Origin of the sequence: Actinoplanes sp. NPDC000266 (assembly GCF_042899005.1) — a bacterium.
Taxonomy (GTDB): Bacteria; Actinomycetota; Actinomycetes; order Mycobacteriales; family Micromonosporaceae; genus Actinoplanes.
This window is the reverse complement of sequence record NZ_JBIAZI010000009.1, coordinates 467,495-483,786: the sequence shown is the minus strand read 5'-3', so window position 1 is coordinate 483,786 and position 16,292 is coordinate 467,495. Positions and strand designations below refer to the sequence as shown.

Annotated in this window: 11 protein-coding genes and 1 tRNA gene; 4 read left to right on the top strand and 8 right to left on the bottom strand. The window is 70.4% G+C overall.

The genetic code is table 11. The annotated features are described in order from the left end of the window. Nucleotides 1–131: 131 nt before the first annotated feature. Together ACFY36_RS35285 and ACFY36_RS35280 are read right to left on the bottom strand one after the other, a co-directional pair. Nucleotides 132–3,341 carry a S8 family serine peptidase gene (locus ACFY36_RS35285; RefSeq protein WP_499750244.1) on the bottom strand — a complete coding sequence of 1,070 codons (3,210 nt, stop codon included), beginning with the start codon at nt 3,339–3,341 and terminating at the stop codon, nt 132–134. Nucleotides 3,342–3,613: 272 nt separating this feature from the next. Further along, the gene (locus ACFY36_RS35280; RefSeq protein WP_499750220.1) at nt 3,614–4,141 is read right to left on the bottom strand and encodes a peroxiredoxin-like family protein; all 528 of its coding nucleotides are present in this window, start codon (nt 4,139–4,141) and stop codon (nt 3,614–3,616) included. Nucleotides 4,142–4,209: 68 nt separating this feature from the next. Here ACFY36_RS35280 and ACFY36_RS35275 point away from each other — a divergent pair, with 68 nt between their 5' ends. Continuing rightward, entirely contained in the window at nt 4,210–4,848 is a 639-nt protein-coding gene (locus tag ACFY36_RS35275) for a TetR/AcrR family transcriptional regulator (protein WP_499750219.1), read from the top strand. On the opposite strand, the gene ACFY36_RS35270 is transcribed toward ACFY36_RS35275, so the two are convergent. Then, entirely contained in the window at nt 4,805–5,983 is a 1,179-nt protein-coding gene (locus ACFY36_RS35270; protein ID WP_499750218.1) for a low temperature requirement protein A, read from the bottom strand. The genes ACFY36_RS35275 and ACFY36_RS35270 overlap by 44 nt on opposite strands. After that, entirely contained in the window at nt 5,980–6,465 is a 486-nt protein-coding gene (locus ACFY36_RS35265) for a GNAT family N-acetyltransferase (protein ID WP_499750217.1), read from the bottom strand. The genes ACFY36_RS35270 and ACFY36_RS35265 overlap by 4 nt, the downstream gene beginning before the upstream one ends. Here ACFY36_RS35265 and ACFY36_RS35260 point away from each other — a divergent pair. Continuing rightward, nucleotides 6,464–9,622, top strand: a complete 3,159-nt coding sequence (locus ACFY36_RS35260; RefSeq protein ID WP_499750216.1) for an Hsp70 family protein — start codon at nt 6,464–6,466, stop codon at nt 9,620–9,622. The two genes, ACFY36_RS35265 and ACFY36_RS35260, sit on opposite strands and share 2 nt — an antisense overlap. A 60-nt stretch (nt 9,623–9,682) precedes the next feature. Here ACFY36_RS35260 and ACFY36_RS35255 read toward each other — a convergent pair whose 3' ends face one another. Beyond that, the gene (locus ACFY36_RS35255; protein ID WP_499750215.1) at nt 9,683–10,768 is read right to left on the bottom strand and encodes an ABC transporter ATP-binding protein; all 1,086 of its coding nucleotides are present in this window, start codon (nt 10,766–10,768) and stop codon (nt 9,683–9,685) included. A gap of 143 nt (nt 10,769–10,911) precedes the next feature. On the opposite strand from ACFY36_RS35255, the gene ACFY36_RS35250 reads away from it, so the two are divergent. Both ACFY36_RS35250 and ACFY36_RS35245 read left to right on the top strand, forming a co-directional pair. Next, a tRNA-Thr gene (locus ACFY36_RS35250) sits at nt 10,912–10,985 on the top strand. 195 nt (nt 10,986–11,180) lie between these two features. After that, the gene (locus ACFY36_RS35245; RefSeq protein WP_499750214.1) at nt 11,181–12,296 is read left to right on the top strand and encodes an outer membrane protein assembly factor BamB family protein; all 1,116 of its coding nucleotides are present in this window, start codon (nt 11,181–11,183) and stop codon (nt 12,294–12,296) included. On the opposite strand, the gene rlmB is transcribed toward ACFY36_RS35245, so the two are convergent. The 3 genes from rlmB to ACFY36_RS35230 all read right to left on the bottom strand — a co-directional run bounded on the left by rlmB (nt 12,290) and on the right by ACFY36_RS35230 (nt 16,251). Next, nucleotides 12,290–13,396, bottom strand: coding sequence for a 23S rRNA (guanosine(2251)-2'-O)-methyltransferase RlmB (gene rlmB, locus ACFY36_RS35240; RefSeq protein ID WP_499750213.1), 1,107 nt, complete (start codon nt 13,394–13,396; stop codon nt 12,290–12,292). The genes ACFY36_RS35245 and rlmB overlap by 7 nt on opposite strands. Beyond that, on the bottom strand, nt 13,396–14,808 hold the full coding sequence (cysS, locus tag ACFY36_RS35235) for a cysteine--tRNA ligase (protein ID WP_499750212.1): 1,413 nt from the start codon (nt 14,806–14,808) through the stop codon (nt 13,396–13,398). The genes rlmB and cysS overlap by 1 nt, the downstream gene beginning before the upstream one ends. An 87-nt stretch (nt 14,809–14,895) precedes the next feature. Then, entirely contained in the window at nt 14,896–16,251 is a 1,356-nt protein-coding gene (locus ACFY36_RS35230) for a class II fumarate hydratase (protein ID WP_499750243.1), read from the bottom strand. Nucleotides 16,252–16,292 lie beyond the last annotated feature (41 nt).

Sequence of the window (16,292 nt, the reverse complement as noted above, 5' to 3'; positions counted from 1 at the left end):
GGCGCCGAGCGACGCCCACCCCCGTTGCGCGCCGACGGGCCGCCGGGGCGCGGGGACCCCCCCCCATAACATGTCCCCCTTACCGCCGGACGCCCCGCCCCCGAGGGGGCGCGGGCCTTCCTGTTCCGCTGCTAGCCGGCGATCGAGGCCACGACGACCGTGGCCCGGCCGACGACCGCGCCCTCGTCCGTCACGATGGCCAGGTCACCGAACAGCTCCCGGTCGGCCGGCGGCGTCGAGGCCACCGTGACCGCGCCGGTCACCGTGGTGCTCGCCCCGTTGGCCAGGGTGGTCGCCGTGCTCGGCACGGTGACCGTGCCCAGCGCGGTGCTGTAGTAGACGTCCAGGTAGTCGTAGGCCGTGGTGCCCGCGGGCACCGAGTAGCCGTCGACCACGACCGTGTAGTCGCCCGCCGCCGGGTTGGTCAGCGAGATCGACTCCTCCGAGTCGCCGTCCGCGTCCTGGCCGACCAGGGCGTCACCCAGGTAGAGGCTCAGGTCGAGGTCGGCCGCCGCGTCGGCCGGGTTGCCGATCGCCACGTTCAGCGAGGCCGAGCCGGCCGGCAGCGTGAACGTGAACTCCTGGCTCGCACCGTCGGCGATCGTCGGCCGCTGCCGGTTGGCGCTGCCGAGCGGGCCACCCTGCGGGGTGACCTTCACCGGGCCGAAGTTGTTCTTCACGGTCCAGGTGACCGGGTTGGCCGCGCCCACCGTCACGTTCGACAGCGTCGTGGTCTCCGGCGTCACCGAGACGCCCTGCACCTTGGCGGTCAGCGTGAACGGGTTGCTCAGCACCGGCGTGGTGCGCCGCGACTCGACCTCGAGCTCCCAGATGCCGGGGATCGGGTTCTCGTACGCCCGCTCGCTCGGCTTGCAGGCCGCCTCGTCGCTGTAGTTGCTGTAGCAGGCCGTCGACGCGGTGTCCTCGACCGGCACACCGTACGGGTTGACGCCGATCCACCGGGTCTGCGAGCCGGCCGCGAGGCCGGACAGGTCGACCTGGAGCGCCTTGGTGCCGACCGGCACGTTGACGTAGAACGAGGTCGTCGAGCTGCGGTCGACCGCGCCCTTGAAGGTGTTGGAGTACGCCGGCTTCGGCGACTCGACACCGGCCACGACCGTGTTCAGCACCTCGAAGTCGATGACCGGGGTGCTCGGGTCGTCGACCTGGAGCAGGCCCGCGGTGACGCCGTTGTTGGCGCGCACCACGACCGGCACGGTGACCGTCTTCTTCAGCGGCAGGACGACCAGCGGCGACGAGAGGAAGTTGCCGCGGTCACCCTTCCAGCTGAGCTTGTGCAGCACCGGGTAGCTCGGTCCCGACGTACGGGTGAGCTTGATGTTGACGACCTTGGTCTGCCCGGGCTTGAAGCCGCCGGCCGAGGCCGCGCACCGGTTGTAGATGCCCACGCCCTGGCCGTCGGTGGCCAGCAGGTCGTCCAGCGGCGTGCAGACCGGCGCCGACGAGGTGTAGTCGCGCGTCGGCGACTTCTTCTTCAGCGTCGTCCACGCGCTGGGCACGTCGAGCTGGCCGTAGCCCTGCTCGTTGACCTGCTCGCCCGGGATGGTGTCGGCCGTGGTGTAGATCGCGCGGCGCAGCGACGCCGGCGAGACCTTGATGCCGTTCTGCTTGGCCGCCGAGAGCAGCAGCGCGGCGCCACCGGCGGCCTGCGGGGAGGCCATCGAGGTGCCGTTCTGCATCGAGTAGCCGGGCGGCAGCGTGTACGGCACGGTGGCCAGGCCGGGCACGACCTCCCAGGTCGGGCTCAGCGAGACGGCCGAGCCGGGCGCCGCGATGTTCGGCTTGAAGCCGCCGTCCTCACGCGGGCCGCGCGACGAGAACGGGATGAGCTGCTGGTCCTTGCGGGTGACGGCGCCGTAGTTGGAGAGCCAGGTCTCCTTGGTGATGCTGGCCGCGACGCTGACCACGTCGCCGGCCACGGACGGGTCGCCGATCGTGTTCACGCCCGGTCCGCTGTTGCCGGCCGAGATGAACATCTGCACGCCGTACTTGCGGATCAGGTCGTTGTAGAGGTCGGCCCGCGCGTTGTTGCCGTCGTTCAGCGCGGGCAGGCCGCCGATCGACATGTTGATCACGTCGACGTGCCGGTTGATGACCAGGTCGGACATGCCGGTGGTGAGCGCGGCGGCGGTGCAGCCGCCGCCCCACGAGCAGGCGCGGGACGAGACGATCTTGGCGCCGGGCGCCTGGCCGTCGAAGGCGGCGTTGCCGAACAGGTCGTTGCCCGCGGCGATGCCGGCCACGTGCGAGGCGTGCAGGCTCTCCGGGATGCCGATGTTGACGAAGTCGGCGACCGTGCCCTCGGGGTAGCCCGCCGGCTCGATGTCGACGTCCTCGCGGTACTCGACGACGAACGGCATCCGCTCGGCCACCGCGGTGGCCGGGTTGTCGGTGCCGAAATAGCCGATGTCGTACTTCTCCTTGTACGGCCGCATCACGGCGTCGTCGGTGAAGTCGAAGTTCTGGTTCACGTCGACCCGGATGTCGTGCGAGACCGGGTCGTAGAGGATGCCCCACGTGTCGTTGGTGTCGCCGTCGCGGTTGACGTCACCCGCGGCGTCGCTGGCCGCCGTGACCGACTCGCTGAAGCGGTTGATCCGGTAGTCGCCGGCCGGCGCCTTCCAGGTGGTGTTCGCGTACGAGAAGGTGGGCCCGGCGACCGTGGTCAGCATGGCCCGCCACGAGCCGTCGCCCTCGAGCAGCGGGTCGGTGGCGGTGACCCAGTCGACGATCTTGCGCTCGCCGGTGGTGGTCTTCTGGAGGGCCGGGTGGGCGATGTCCACACCGGAGTCCATGATGCCGATGGTGATGCCGCGGCCGTCGTACTTCGGGTTCTTCTTCTTGAAGTCCACCGAGCCGGTCTCGTCGGTCGGCAGGTACGGGTTCGCGGCCTTCGTCTGCGGTCCCGGAGGCGCGAGCGGCGCGGCCGGCTTGGACGACTGCGTGCCGGCCAGGTCGGTCTCGGGCAGCTTGATGGTCTCGTCGAGGTCGACGGCCTGGATGCCGGCGAGCTTGGCGGCGGCGATGACCTGACCGGTCGGCACCGAGGCCAGCACATAGCCGATCTGGTCGAAGCGCCGCGCGACGACGCCGCCCAGCTTCTCGATGTTGGCGGCGACGTCGGCCGACTTGCCGTCCTCGGCCGCGATGATGACCGTGACGTTCTTCTTCTTGGCCGCTTCGGCCTGGGCGAGCAGTTCGGCGTCGTGCGAGCCGAGGGTCTCGGCCGGCGACTCCTTGGGGGTGTCGGATGCCTTCTGCTGGGTGGCGGGCAGAGCGCCCGAGCCGGGCTCGGCCGCGGCCGGGAGCGAGCCGGTCATCGTCGCCGCGCCGGTGGCCAGGCCGGCCGCCAGCACCGAGATGAACGTTCGACGGCCCCAAGTGGATTGTTGTCTCACGTACGGGTCCTCCGGAAGGAAGGCGCTCAGCGGGGGTTCACAGAGCGCATCTCCCGAATCTTCCGATCGATCGGAATAGAAGTCACTACGGTCGATGACGTCGTGACTAGGCCGTGACATTCCGTTCGACGCATGGAATCCAGCGGATTTCCGGCGGGTTACCAGCGAAAACGCCCACTATGGGTCCATCGATATCAACCCATGCGAAGCAAATTGCCCGCCGCCAGAATCTCGTCGACCGACCATTGGTCGTACGCGTGGCGCCCGAACTTGCTCGCCACGACCCGCCCGTCCGGCGCGATCATGAAGTCGGCCGGCAGCCCGAGCCGCCCGTGCTCCTGCGTCCTGGCCGGCGTCGACTCCCTCCCCCGCAGGAGCATCACCGTGCTGCGCACGATGGCCCGCACCAGAGGCCCCCACACCCGCGGGTTCAGCAGAGACCGCGGCGACACCTGGACCCCGTACTCCCGGTAGAGCTTCTTCTCCGGATCCGGGATCACATCGAACGGCAGGTCGTACTCCCGGAGCTCCTCGGCCGGTGAATGGAAGACGACGACCTCGCGGATGCCGGCCGCCTCGATCTCGGCGTGCCGCCGGACGATCGACTGGAGATGCAGGTTGCAGATGGGACATCCGGCGAACCGGCGGAACTGGAGATGAACGGGACGCTCGGGATCGGGAATCGGCACCACCGTGCCATCGACGGCGATCAGCTCGCGCATGAGGCTTCCCCTCGTAGGCGTACGTCGTACACCTAAGGGTGTAGGCGTACTGCGTACGCTGTCAACCCGTGCCCCGTGCCCGATCCCTTCACCCCGACCGCCTGGCCGAGGCCGCGCTCGCCGTCATCGACCGCGACGGCCTGACCGGCCTCACCATGCGGGCCGTCGCCACCGAGCTCGGAATGAGCACGATGGCGCTCTACCGCTACGTGACCGACCGGTCCGAGCTCGAGCTGCTCGTGGCCGACTGGTGCCTGCGCGACCTCGACACGACCGCGCCCGCCGATCCGCAGTGGACAGACCAGATCAAGACCCTTGCCTTGCGCGTACGGGACCAGGTCGGCGCCCATCCGCAAGCGGTGCCGCTGCTGATCGCCAACCGCCAGCGCAGCCGCCCGCTGCTGCGCTGGGCCGAGTCGGTCGTCACCGTCCTGGCCGCGGCCGGCTTCACCGGAACCGCCCGGGTGATCGCGCTGCGCGGCCTGGTCGGCTACCTCAACGGCGCCCTGCTGCAGGAGCAGCTGGGCGCGCTGGGCGGCCCCGGCACCGAGGCCATCGCGGCACAGACCGACTTCCCGATCATGCGGGAGACGGCCCGGGCCGCCCGCGACGTCACGGCCGAGGACGAGTTCACGGGCGGCCTCGACATCGTGCTGCGCGGCCTCAGGCGATCGGATCCGGGACCCGCCGGGCCCCGGCCGAGTTGACCGCGACCAGCACCACCAGCAGCACCGCGAGCACCTCGATTGACCACGGGATCAGCGGCGTCAGCAGGCACAGCACCACACCGACCGGATACGTCGCCAGCAGCGCGCCCCGCTGGTGCGGCCGGATGTGCAGCACCCAGATGAAGAACAGGTAGACGGCCACGGGCACGGCGATCGCGTACGCGGCCGTGGTCCCCGAGATCTCCGCGTGGTGGGTCACGTAGTCGACGTTGACGCCGATACCGGCGCCGACCGCGGCCGCCGCCGCGAAGATGAAGTAGTGGCCGTATCCCCACATCAGCGACGTCCGCAACCGCGTGATCAGGTTGTGTGCCGACCGGTCGAAGTAGGTCCACCACAACGCGAAGACGATGACGATCCCGGAGACGGCCAGGCTGATCAGCTCGGTCTCGTACTCGCCCTCGTCGAAAGCGCTCTGGAAGGCGATGGTGGCCGACAGCACGGCCTCACCCAGCACGATGATCGTGAACAGGCCGTACCGCTCGGTGATGTGGTGGGGGTGATAGGTGGTGGGTCCGCCCGGCGCGGCCTCGGCCCAGACCGGCACGGCCAGCTCCAGCAGAGCCAGCGCCACGAAGGCGGGCGTGATCCACGGCGAGTCGTGCGGGATGAGCAGGCGCAGCAGCCAGAGCACCTGGACGGCGGTCACGCCGATCGCGTAGCGGTAGGCGGTGGCCCGGCGCGGCGGGTCGGAGCGGGCCGCGCGCAGCCACTGCGCCACCAGGGCGAGCCGCATGATGACGTACCCGATGGTGATGACCAGGAAGTCGGTGCGCTCGAAGGCCGCCTCGACGCCGGCCGCCAGCACCAGAGCGCCGGCGATCTGCACGAGCGTGGTGATCCGGTAGACGTCGTCGTCGGTGTCGTAGGCCGAGGCGAACCAGGTGAAGTTCATCCAGGCCCACCAGATCGCGAAGAACACGGTCAGATATCCGTAGAGACCGTGCCCGACGTGATGCTCGGCGATGCTGTGGTGCAGCGGAAGGGCGGCCTGGGCCACGGCCACCACGAAACAGAGGTCGAAGAAGAGCTCCAGCGGCGTCGAGACACGATGCGGCTCGTCGGCCGAGCGTGCCCGCATGGGCGCCAGGAAGTTGCGGGCCGGACTCGTCATGCGCGTTCTCCGTCTATGAAATCCCAGTTGAGCAGGGTGAACGGCGCTTCCTCGGAAGCACCGGCCCGCCGATAGGTGGCGCGGGCCGCGGCGTTGTCCGGCTCCGTGCCGACCCACATGCCGTAGCAGCCGGCACGCCGGGCGATCCCCGCCAACTCTTCGACCAGGCGGGTGGCCACTCCGTGACGGCGGAAGCCCTCGCTCACACCCAGCTCGTAGATGAACATCTCGGTGCCCTTGTCGGGATGGGTCAACTCAACCCCCGAGATCATTCCCACGGGTACGCCGTCATCGTCGTAAGCGAGCAGCAGATGGTGCCCGTCACTGGCGAGAAAACGCTCGGTCGCACCGGGCAGCGGCGGCGTGTCGAAGAGCTCGGCGGCGGCGTGCACCGCCGAGGCTTCGATGATCCGCTCGATACGCATGGCGACCACCATACGGTCGATGGTTTCGTCGTAGCCGGGTCGTAGCATGACGCGCATGACCGACGGCTTCGTGCTCGGTGTCGACCTCGGCACGTCGCACACGGTGGCAATGCTCCGCCGTCCCGACGGACGAACCCGTCCGCTGCTGTTCGACGGCCGCCCCCTGCTGCCCTCAGCGGTCTTCCTGGCCCCGCCTTCAGCGGTCTTCCTGGCCCCGCCCAGCCACCCGCACGCCGCCGCTTCCGGCCACCCGCACCCCGGCGCTTCCGGCCACCCGCACCCAGGCGCTTCCGGCCACCGCCCGCACCCCGGCGCTTCCGGCCGCCGGCTGCATGTCGGCGCTGACGCCCTGCGCCTGGGCCAGGCCGACCCCGGCCGCCTCGAGCCCTACCCGAAGCGCCACGTCGACGACGACATGCTGATGCTCGGCGACGGCGACACGGTCCCGCCCTCCGAACTGCTCGCCGCCCTGCTCGAAGCGGTGGCCCGCGAGGCGGTGGCCACCGCCGGCTTCCTCCCCCCGGCCGTGGTCACCCATCCGGCGTCGTGGGGCGCCCGCCGCCGCGCGGTGTTGACCAGGGCACTGAGCCAGGCCGGCTGGCCGTCCGACACCTTGGGCGCCCCGGCCGAGACCACACTGGTCACCGAGCCGGTGGCGGCCGCGCGCTACTTCGCCGACGTCCTGCGCCGCCCCCTGCCCAACAGGTCATCCCTGGCCGTCTTCGACTTCGGCGGCGGCACCCTCGACGTGGCGGTGGTCAGCCGCGAGGGCACCGCCTACACGGTGACGGCTTCCGGCGGCGCGGACGACCTGGGCGGCCTCGACATCGACGCGGCCCTGGTCGACCACCTGGGCAAGTCATTGAGCGGCGCCGAGCCCACCGCCTGGCAGGCACTGACCGAGCCCGTCACGCTGGCCCAGTGGCGCGCCCGCCGCCAGTTCTGGGAGGACGTCCGCGGCGCGAAGGAGATGCTTTCCCGCAGCTCCTTCGCCCCCGTACCGGTCCCCGGCGTGGAGCAGGCAGTCCACCTGACCCGCGACGAACTGGAGGCCGCCGCCGACCCCCTGATCCGCCGGGCCGTAACCGAGGCCGCAGCGGTGATCGCCGCCGCCGGCCTGTCCCCCGCCGACCTGGCCGGCCTGTTCCTGGTCGGCGGCTCCTCCCGGGTCCCGTTGGTGGCCCGCCTGCTGCACAGCGAGCTGGGCATAGCCCCCACAGTCCTGGAACAGCCCGAACTAGCCGTAGCCGAGGGCGCCACCCTGGCCGCCGCCCTGCGCTACGCCCCCGGCGTCTCCACTGCGGCCACCCCCACTCCAACACCGCCGACAGCCCACGAGGTGCCACCCCCGATCACCGACACCCAGGCCGCCTCCACACCGGTAGACCCGATCTCTCCCGCCGCCGCCCCACCAGCCTCGGCCACCGCGCCTTCCGCCGGCCCGCCGGCCTCCGCCGCCAGCCCACCCTCCGCCGGCACGCCAGCCGTCGCTTCGCCCTCCGCCGGTTCACCGGCCTCGCCTGCCGCGCGCCCCTTCAGCTCGGACCCCGGCCCACCCTCTCCGCCGGACAAAACGGACGAGCGCGAATACATCGAAGCCGTCGACCCGTGGGCCACCGCCGAGGCCGCCGCGATCGCCGCCGGCCACGTCACGCCCACATCAGCCACCCCGTCGCCGCTCATGCCGCCGTCGCCCAGCCCGTCATCAGCCGCGCCAACGTCGGCCGCACCGGCGTCAGCCACCCCGATGTCCGGCGCCCCAATGTCCGGCACCCCGATGTCCGGCGCCCCAATGTCGGCCGCGCCCTGGCAACCCCCGGCGCCGCCACCCACGTACTCCCCCGAAGCTCAACCCGGCGCCAAGAGCGCCAAACGCCGCACGTGGATCATCGCCGGCGCCGCGACCCTCGCCGTCGTCCTCGCGGCCGGCACGGCCCTGGCCTGGACCCTGTGGCCGCGCTATCCCGCGCTCGATTACCACCCCCTAGCCGACCTTCAGCACGTGCCGGCCGCCGTGCCGATCGGCTCCTCCTGGTCGGACGCCGCCGTGATCGGCGACCGCGTTTATTTCGCCAGCACTGACTATGACAACGGGGACCTCGGTGTCGTTGCATTCGACGACGGGGCAAAATCCGCGGCCTGGAGCCAGAAGCTGACCGGCGTCGCCAAGCGCTGGCGCCAGATGGTCGCCCTGCCCGGCGGCGTGGCCCTGTTCAGCGACACCGACCTCGACAAGGGCACCCGCGAAGTCGTCGTGCTCGACCTCGACAAGGGCGCCAAGCGCTGGCAGCGCACCGTCGGCCGCGACGATCTCGTCTATTTCGCCGGCGACCACGCCATCGTGGCCGACCGTGAGGGCCGCCGCCTGGTCGGCCTGAAGCTCGACGACGGCGGCGAGGACTGGACGCGTCCCGACCCCGGCGATTCGACCTCGGCCACCGCCATCCACATGGTCACCACCCCCGGCGACCTCGACGGCCCGGCCGGGCTGACCGGCCGCCCGTTCGACGCCGACCTCGGTGACGACCCGAAGCTGGTCCAGATCACGCCCGCCCGTGAGGCCCGGCTCATCGACGCCGCCACCGGCAACGTGGTCGCCTCCCGGCAGAGCGTGGCCGACCCCGACGACGAGGTGATCGCCCACAACGGCCGGCTGATCGTCCGCGAGGACGAGGACGCCGACCGCGTCGTCACCTATCAGCTCGACAAGCTGGGCGAGCCCGACGTGACGTACACGGCCGGCGGCTCCACCGCCCGGCTGAGTGGCCTCATCCCCTGCGGCGACGACCGTGTCTGCGCCATCGAGGGCACCGGCTACGGCGACGAGAACGCCACCGTCGTCGCCCTCGACCTGGCCGAAGGCGGGAAGCTGTGGGAACGCAAGGTGGCCAAGGCCGAGACGCTGGTTCCGGTCGGTGAGGCCGTCCTGGCCCGTTCCACCGCCCCCGAGACCACCCTCGTCGACGCCACCGGCAAGCAGATCTGGACAGGCAAGGCCGACGCCGTACGCCTGGACGCCGCCAACGTCCTCGAATTCAGCAAGCCGCTCGTCGGCTACGTCGACGACCCCGCCGTCGCCGGCCGGCACCTGGGCGACGATCCGGTGCAGCTCGGCCCGCTCCAGGGCGTCCGCACCAGCTCCTGCGCCTGGAACACGAAGCTGCTGGCCTGCGTCGCCGACAAGGACTTCGTGGTCACGCGCTTCGCGGGCTGAAGCGAGCACGAAAAAGCGGCCCCCCCGATCAGGGAGGCCGCTTTTTACCGGATCAGGACGTCAGACGCGGACGCCGGTCTCCGCGTTGAACACGTGGAGGCTGTTGGTCTGCGGCTTGACGTAGACCGTCTCGCCCATGTTGGGCATGTGACGCCGGTCGGTGCGGACCGTGAAGCGCTCCGAACCACCCTCGAGCTCGGCGTGGCCGTACACGTTCGCGTCCGAGCCGAGGTCCTCGACCAGGTCGACGACGATCGGGAAGCCGCCCTCGTTCTCCGACACCAGGTCGGCCGCCTCAGGGCGGAAACCGATCGTGACCTTGCCGCCACCGCTCTGCGCGGCCGAGGCCTGCTCGCGGGTCAGCGGAACGGCCAGCGAGCCGAAGTGGCCGCCCGCCTCGGTCAGCGGAACGGTCTTGATGTTCATGGCCGGCGAGCCCATGAAGCCGGCGACGAAGACGTTGCCGGGGGTGTCGTACAGGGCGCGGGGCGTGTCCACCTGCTGGAGCACACCGTCGAGCATGACGGCCACGCGGTGGCCCATCGTCATGGCCTCGACCTGGTCGTGCGTCACGTAGACGGTGGTGACACCGAGCTTGGCCTGCAGCGTCGCGATCTGCGAACGGGTCTGGACACGGAGCTTCGCGTCGAGGTTCGACAGCGGCTCGTCCATGAGGAACACCTGCGGCTCACGCACGATGGCGCGGCCCATGGCGACACGCTGACGCTGACCACCGGAGAGCGCCTTCGGCTTACGCGACAGGTACTCGTCGAGCTGGAGGAGAGCCGCGGCCTCCTTGACCCGGCGGTCGATCTCCGCCTTCGAGGTCTTGCGCAGCTTCAGAGCGAAGGCCATGTTCTCGTACACCGACATGTGCGGGTACAGAGCGTAGTTCTGGAAGACCATCGCGATGTCGCGCGACTTCGGAGGAAGGTTCGTGACGTCCTTGCCCTCGATGAGAATGCGACCCCGGTCGACATCCTCAAGGCCCGCGAGCATGCGGAGCGAGGTGGACTTGCCACAACCGGAGGGGCCGACCAGTACGAGGAACTCCCCGTCACCGATCTCGAGGTTCAGCTCGTTCACCGCGGGGCGCTCAGACCCCGGGTAGATACGAGAGGCCTTGTCATAGGTAACCGTAGCCATGGTGCAGCGACTTCCTTTCCACCGGCAGGAACGTGCCGGACGATCCGAGTGGAAACAGCCCCGTAAACGTAAAGCTTTTTACACGTCATGCCAAGGGCAGCCCATAAGCCCACAGCAGATATGCTGGCTCCGCACAACAGCACGCCCCTGTAGCTCAGATGGCCAGAGCACCCGTCTTGTAAACGGGAGGTCGTCGGTTCGATCCCGACCGGGGGCTCCCTGGAGGTGGAGTCTGTTTGCGGAGAGCGCAAACCGGTCCAGCTCGCGTATCTACCTGGGGGCCGAGCCCCCAGACCCCCACGGTGCGGTGGTTGCGCTCTTTACCGCCACTCGCCCTGGCTTGGGTGATCCCAGCAGCGATGACCGGGGTTTGGGGCGGAGCCCCAAGGTCTTCCTGATCGTTGATCATCAAGTGAAGATCAAGTTGTACGCGGCGGTATTCGCCCTGGTCATGGTCCCGACCCCGGCCGCCGCCGCCCCATCGAGCAGCTGGCCGCAATCCGGCTACGGGCCCGGCAACACCCACTACAACCCGGCCGAGTCCCGGCTCAACGCCGACACCATCGGCCAGGTCAAACAGCGTTGGACCCTGGCGACCAGGAGCTCGCGCTGCGACACCGGCGTCCGGCCCGTCCTGGACGGCAAGAGCCTCTTCTCCAACGACCCCGGTGGCGTCGGTGCCTACGACCCCGCCACCGGTAAGCGCCGCTGGCACGTCGACCTTCCCCAGACCACCGTCTCCCGCCTCGGCCTGGCCGACGGCAAGCTGCTCATGCTGTCCTCCGAATGCCGCGTCCCCGCCGATTTCGAGAGCCACCTGACCGCCTTCGACCCGGGAACGGGCAAGCGGCTGTGGGCCACCGGCTTGAAGAAGTTCAGCTACGACATGCGGATCGACCAGGGCACCGTCGTTCTCGACAGCAACCAGGACGGCCTGGCCTCGACCATCGCCTTCGGCGTGAACGACGGCAGACAACGCTGGCTGAGGATGGGCGACCGCGGCGACGGCCTCGTCTCCGCCAACGGCCGCCTCCTGCTGCGCCGGGCGAACGGCGGCGCCGCAGCTGTTGCCATCACCACCGGAAAGACCCTCTGGGAGACCAGGAGCAACTGGTACGCCGGCGGCACCGACCCGGCCGGGACCCGCTTCTACGTGGGCAGCACCGAAGGGCTGACCGCCGTCGACGCCGCCACCGGTAGGAAGATCTGGTCGACCAAGTTCCAGGTCAGCGATGTCACCAGCGACAAGACGCACGTCTTCTACAGCCAGTACCGCAGCGCCACCGCCCTGGACGCCAGGACCGGCCGCAAGCTCTACTCCGTGCACACCCCGAGCGCCGCCGGCCGCACCTCCCGCGCCGGTGGGCTGCTCTACACGCCGACCGATGACGGTCTTGTCGTGGCCGGCGCGGCTACGGGCGTACCTCTCAAGCAGCCGAAGATCGCCGCAGACCACGACCACCCGCCCGTGATCGCGGGCGGGTGGCTCTATGTGACCGAGAACGGCTTTCTAAGGGCTTATCACTGACCGTGCGTGCGGCGGCGGGTGACCTCGGCCAGGGTGACCGCGGCGGCGACGCTGGCGTTCAGCGATTCGACGTCGGAGGCCATCGGGATGCTGACGCGCAGGTCGCAGGTCTCGCCGACGAGGCGGGACAGGCCCCGGCCCTCGGAGCCGACGACCACCAGGAGCGGGCCGATGGCGGCTTCGAGCTGGTAGAGGTCGGTTTCGCCGTCGGCGTCGAGGCCGATCGCGGTGAAGCCGGCCTTCTGCGCCGCCTTGACGGCACGGGTCAGGTTCACCACCTGCGAGACGGGCACGCGGGCGGCGGCGCCGGCGCTGGTGCGCCACGCCGTCGCGGTGATGCCGGCAGCGCGGCGCTCGGTCATGAAGACGCCGTGGCCGCCGAAGGCCGCCACCGAGCGGATGACCGCGCCCACGTTGCGCGGGTCGGTGATGCCGTCGAGCGCGACCAGCAGCGGCGCCGTCTGTTCGAGGGCGGCGGCGATCAGGTCGTCGAAGTCCTCGTAGGCGAACGGCGGCACCTGCAGGCCGATGCCCTGGTGGAGGACGCCGCCGGTCATCCGGTCGAGCTCGTTGCGGCCGATCTCGAGGATCGGGATGCCCCGGTCGCCGGCGGTGCGGACGATCTCGGTGATCCGCTCGTCGACGTCGATGCCCTGCGCGACGTAGAGGGCCGTGGCCGGCACCGCGGCGCGCAGCGCCTCGACCACCGGGTTGCGGCCGAGCAGCAGCTCGGGGCCTTCCCTGGTCGGGTTGGAGCGCCGGCCCGGTGCGACCCGCGGGCCGCCGCGCGTGGCGAATTTGCCTCGCTGCGGGACGCCGCGGCCGCCGCCGCGACCCCAGGTGGTGTCCTTGCTGCCGGGGACGCCGACCTTGGGCGCGCGGCCCTCGGCGGCCGCCGCGCGGCGCTCCTTGTCCTGCTTACGGGCGGTCTTGTCGGGCAGTTTCTCGGTGCCCGAATATCCCTTGTGCCACGGGCGCTCGTCGGCGGGCAGGGTGCGGCCCTTGCCCTTGAGGCCGGAGCGGTTCTTGCCGCCCGACCCCATCGACGCGCCCTTCTTGGATGTGGCGCGCTTGCTCGCGTTCTGTGAATTGCCCGGCATCAGTGCTCTCCTACCGTCCATCGCGGCCCGGCCGGAGTGTCCTCCACCTGAATTCCCGCGTTCTTGAGCTGGTCGCGCACCGAGTCGGCGGCCGCCCAGTCCTTCCGTGCCCGTGCCTGCGCGCGCTGCTCCAGCGCGAGCTTGACCAGCGCGTCGACGACCGGCTTGAGGTCGCTCTGCGTCGAGCCACCGGTCCATTTCTCGTCGAGCGGGTCGAGGCCGAGCACACCCAGCATCGCGCGGACGGCGGTGAGCGCCCCGCGGATGCCGGCTTCGTCGTTGGCCGTGAGGGCGGTGTTCCCCTCACGGATGGTGTCGTGCACGATCGCCAGAGCGGCCGACGTGTTCAGGTCGTCGTTCATCGCGGCGGCGAACGCCGGCGGCACGTCCTTCGGACGGCCGGGTCCGACGATCTCGGCCGCGCGCTGCACGAAACCTTCGATTCGGCGGTACGCCGTCGCGGCCTCCCGAAGCGCGTCGTCGGAGTAGTCGATGCGCGAGCGGTAGTGCGGCGTGGCCAGGTAGTAGCGCACCTCGACCTCGCGGATGCCCATCGCGCGCACCGCGTCGAGGTCGATCACGTTGCCCAGCGACTTGCTCATCTTGGCCTCGCCGAGGTTGAGCAGCGCGTGGTGCACCCAGTAGCGCGCGAACGGCAGACCGGCCGACCGGGACTGGGCGATCTCGTTCTCGTGGTGGGGGAAGGTCAGGTCGACGCCGCCGCCGTGGATGTCGAACTCGTCGCCCAGGTAGCGCCGGGCCATCGCCGAGCACTCGATGTGCCAGCCCGGACGGCCGCGGCCCCACGGCGACGGCCACGACGCGTCGGCCGGCTCGTCGGCCTTGACGCCCTTCCAGAGGGCGAAGTCGCGGTAGTCGCGCTTGTCGGGCTCGCCACCGTCGGACGGCGGCCGCATGTCGTCCGGGTTCTGGCCGGAGAGGGCGCCGTATTCGGCGTACGAGGGCACGTCGAAGTAGACGTCGCCGTTGCCGCCGGCCGCCGGGTAGGCCCGGTCGCGCTCGATCAGCGTGGTGATGAGCTCGTGCATCTCGGGGATGTGCGCGGTGGCCAGCGGCTCGTAGGTCGGCGGCAGCACGTTGAGATCGCGGTAGTTCGCGTCGAGCACGAGCTTGTTGGCGTACGCGATCGACCAGTACGGGCGGCCCTGCGCGTGCGCCTTGTCGAGGATCTTGTCGTCGACGTCGGTGACGTTGCGGACGAAGGTGACCTCGTAGTTGGTGTGCAGCAGCCAGCGGCGCAGCACGTCGTAGTTCACCGCCGAGCGGAGGTGACCGATGTGCGGCACTGACTGCACGGTGAGACCACACAGGTAGATACCGACCTGACCGGGCGTCAGCGGGACGAAATCCCGGACGGATCGGGTCGCGGTGTCATACAAGCGCAAACTCACCTGACAAGGGTACCGGCCTCGCCAAGCCAATTCCCGCCCCGCCCGGGGGACCGGGCGAGGCGGTTTTCCACACGTTATCCACAGGCCCTAGGGGCGCGTCATCCTCAGCACGTCGAGGGCCTCGTCGAGCTGCTCCTCGGTCAGCTTGCCGGACTTGACGTGGCCCCGCTCGATCACGACCTCGCGGATCGTCCGGTCGGTGGCCAGGGCGAGCTTGGCGATCGCGGCCGCCTCGTCGTAGCCGAGGAAGCGGTTGAGCGGGGTGACGATCGAGGGCGACCCCTCGGCGTACGCCAGAGCGATCTCGACGTTGGGCGCGAGGCCGTCGACGCAGCGGTCGGCGAGCAGGCGCGACGCGTTGGCCAGCAGGCGGATCGACTCGAGGATGTTGCGGGCCATCACCGGCAGCATCACGTTGAGCTCGAAGTCGCCCTGGGTGCCGGCGAAGGCGACGGTGGCGTCGTTGCCGATCACCTGGGCCGCGACCTGGCGCACGGCCTCGGGCACGACCGGGTTCACCTTGCCCGGCATGATCGACGAGCCCGGCTGGAGGTCGGGCAGGCGCAGCTCGCGCAGGCCGGCCCGCGGCCCGGAGCCCATCCAGCGGATGTCGTTGACGATCTTGTAGAGCCCGACCGCGATCGTCCGGAGCTGGCCCGACGCCTCGACCAGGCCGTCGCGCGCGCCCTGCGCCTCGAAGTGGTCGCGGGCCTCGCTCAGCGGCAGCCCGGTGATCTCGCGGAGCCGGTCGATCACCTTGGGGGCGAAGCCGGGCGGGGTGTTCACGCCGGTGCCGACCGCGGTGCCGCCGAGCGGCAGCTCGGCCAGCCGCGGCAGGGTCGCCCGGAGCCTTTCGACGCCGTTGGCGACCTGCTGGGCGTACCCCGAGAACTCCTGTCCGAGCGTGACCGGCGTGGCGTCCATGAGATGCGTGCGGCCGCTCTTGACCACGTCGTCCCAGTCCTCGGCCTTGGCCCGCAGGGCCGAGTGCAGATGCTCCAGGGCCGGGATCAGCGTCGAGGTCACGGCCTCGGTGGCGGCCAGATGAATCGAGGACGGGAAGACGTCGTTGCTCGACTGCGAGGCGTTGACGTGGTCGTTCGGGTGCACCGGGCGGCCCAGCTCGCGCGAGGCCAGGGTGGCGATGACCTCGTTGGCGTTCATGTTGGACGAGGTGCCCGACCCGGTCTGGAAGACGTCGATCGGGAACTGGTCGTCGTAGCCGCCGCCGGCCACGTGGGCCGCGGCCGTCGCGATGGCCTGGGCCAGATCGTCGTCGAGGACACCCAGCGACGCGTTCACCTGCGCGGCCGCCCCCTTGATCTGGGCCAGCGCCTTGATGTGGGCCGGTTCCAGCCCGCGCCCGGAGATGGGGAAGTTCTCCACCGCCCGCTGCGTCTGCGCCCGCCACAGGGCGTCGGCCGGCACCCGGACCTCGCCCATCGTGTCCTTCTCGACCCGGTAACCGCTCTCGTCTGTAGTCG

Excerpts from the sequence above, each read along its gene's own strand:
- ACFY36_RS35285 (WP_499750244.1), bottom strand. The coding sequence starts at position 3,341 with ATGACCGGCTCGCTCCCGGCCGCGGCCGAGCCCGGCTCGGGCGCTCTG.
- ACFY36_RS35280 (WP_499750220.1), bottom strand. The coding sequence starts at position 4,141 with ATGCGCGAGCTGATCGCCGTCGATGGCACGGTGGTGCCGATTCCCGAT.
- ACFY36_RS35270 (WP_499750218.1), bottom strand. The coding sequence starts at position 5,983 with ATGACGAGTCCGGCCCGCAACTTCCTGGCGCCCATGCGGGCACGCTCG.
- ACFY36_RS35260 (WP_499750216.1), top strand. The coding sequence starts at position 6,464 with ATGACCGACGGCTTCGTGCTCGGTGTCGACCTCGGCACGTCGCACACG.
- ACFY36_RS35265 (WP_499750217.1), bottom strand. The coding sequence starts at position 6,465 with ATGCGCGTCATGCTACGACCCGGCTACGACGAAACCATCGACCGTATG.
- ACFY36_RS35255 (WP_499750215.1), bottom strand. The coding sequence starts at position 10,768 with ATGGCTACGGTTACCTATGACAAGGCCTCTCGTATCTACCCGGGGTCT.
- rlmB (WP_499750213.1), bottom strand. The coding sequence starts at position 13,396 with ATGCCGGGCAATTCACAGAACGCGAGCAAGCGCGCCACATCCAAGAAG.
- ACFY36_RS35230 (WP_499750243.1), bottom strand. The coding sequence starts at position 16,251 with ATGGGCGAGGTCCGGGTGCCGGCCGACGCCCTGTGGCGGGCGCAGACG.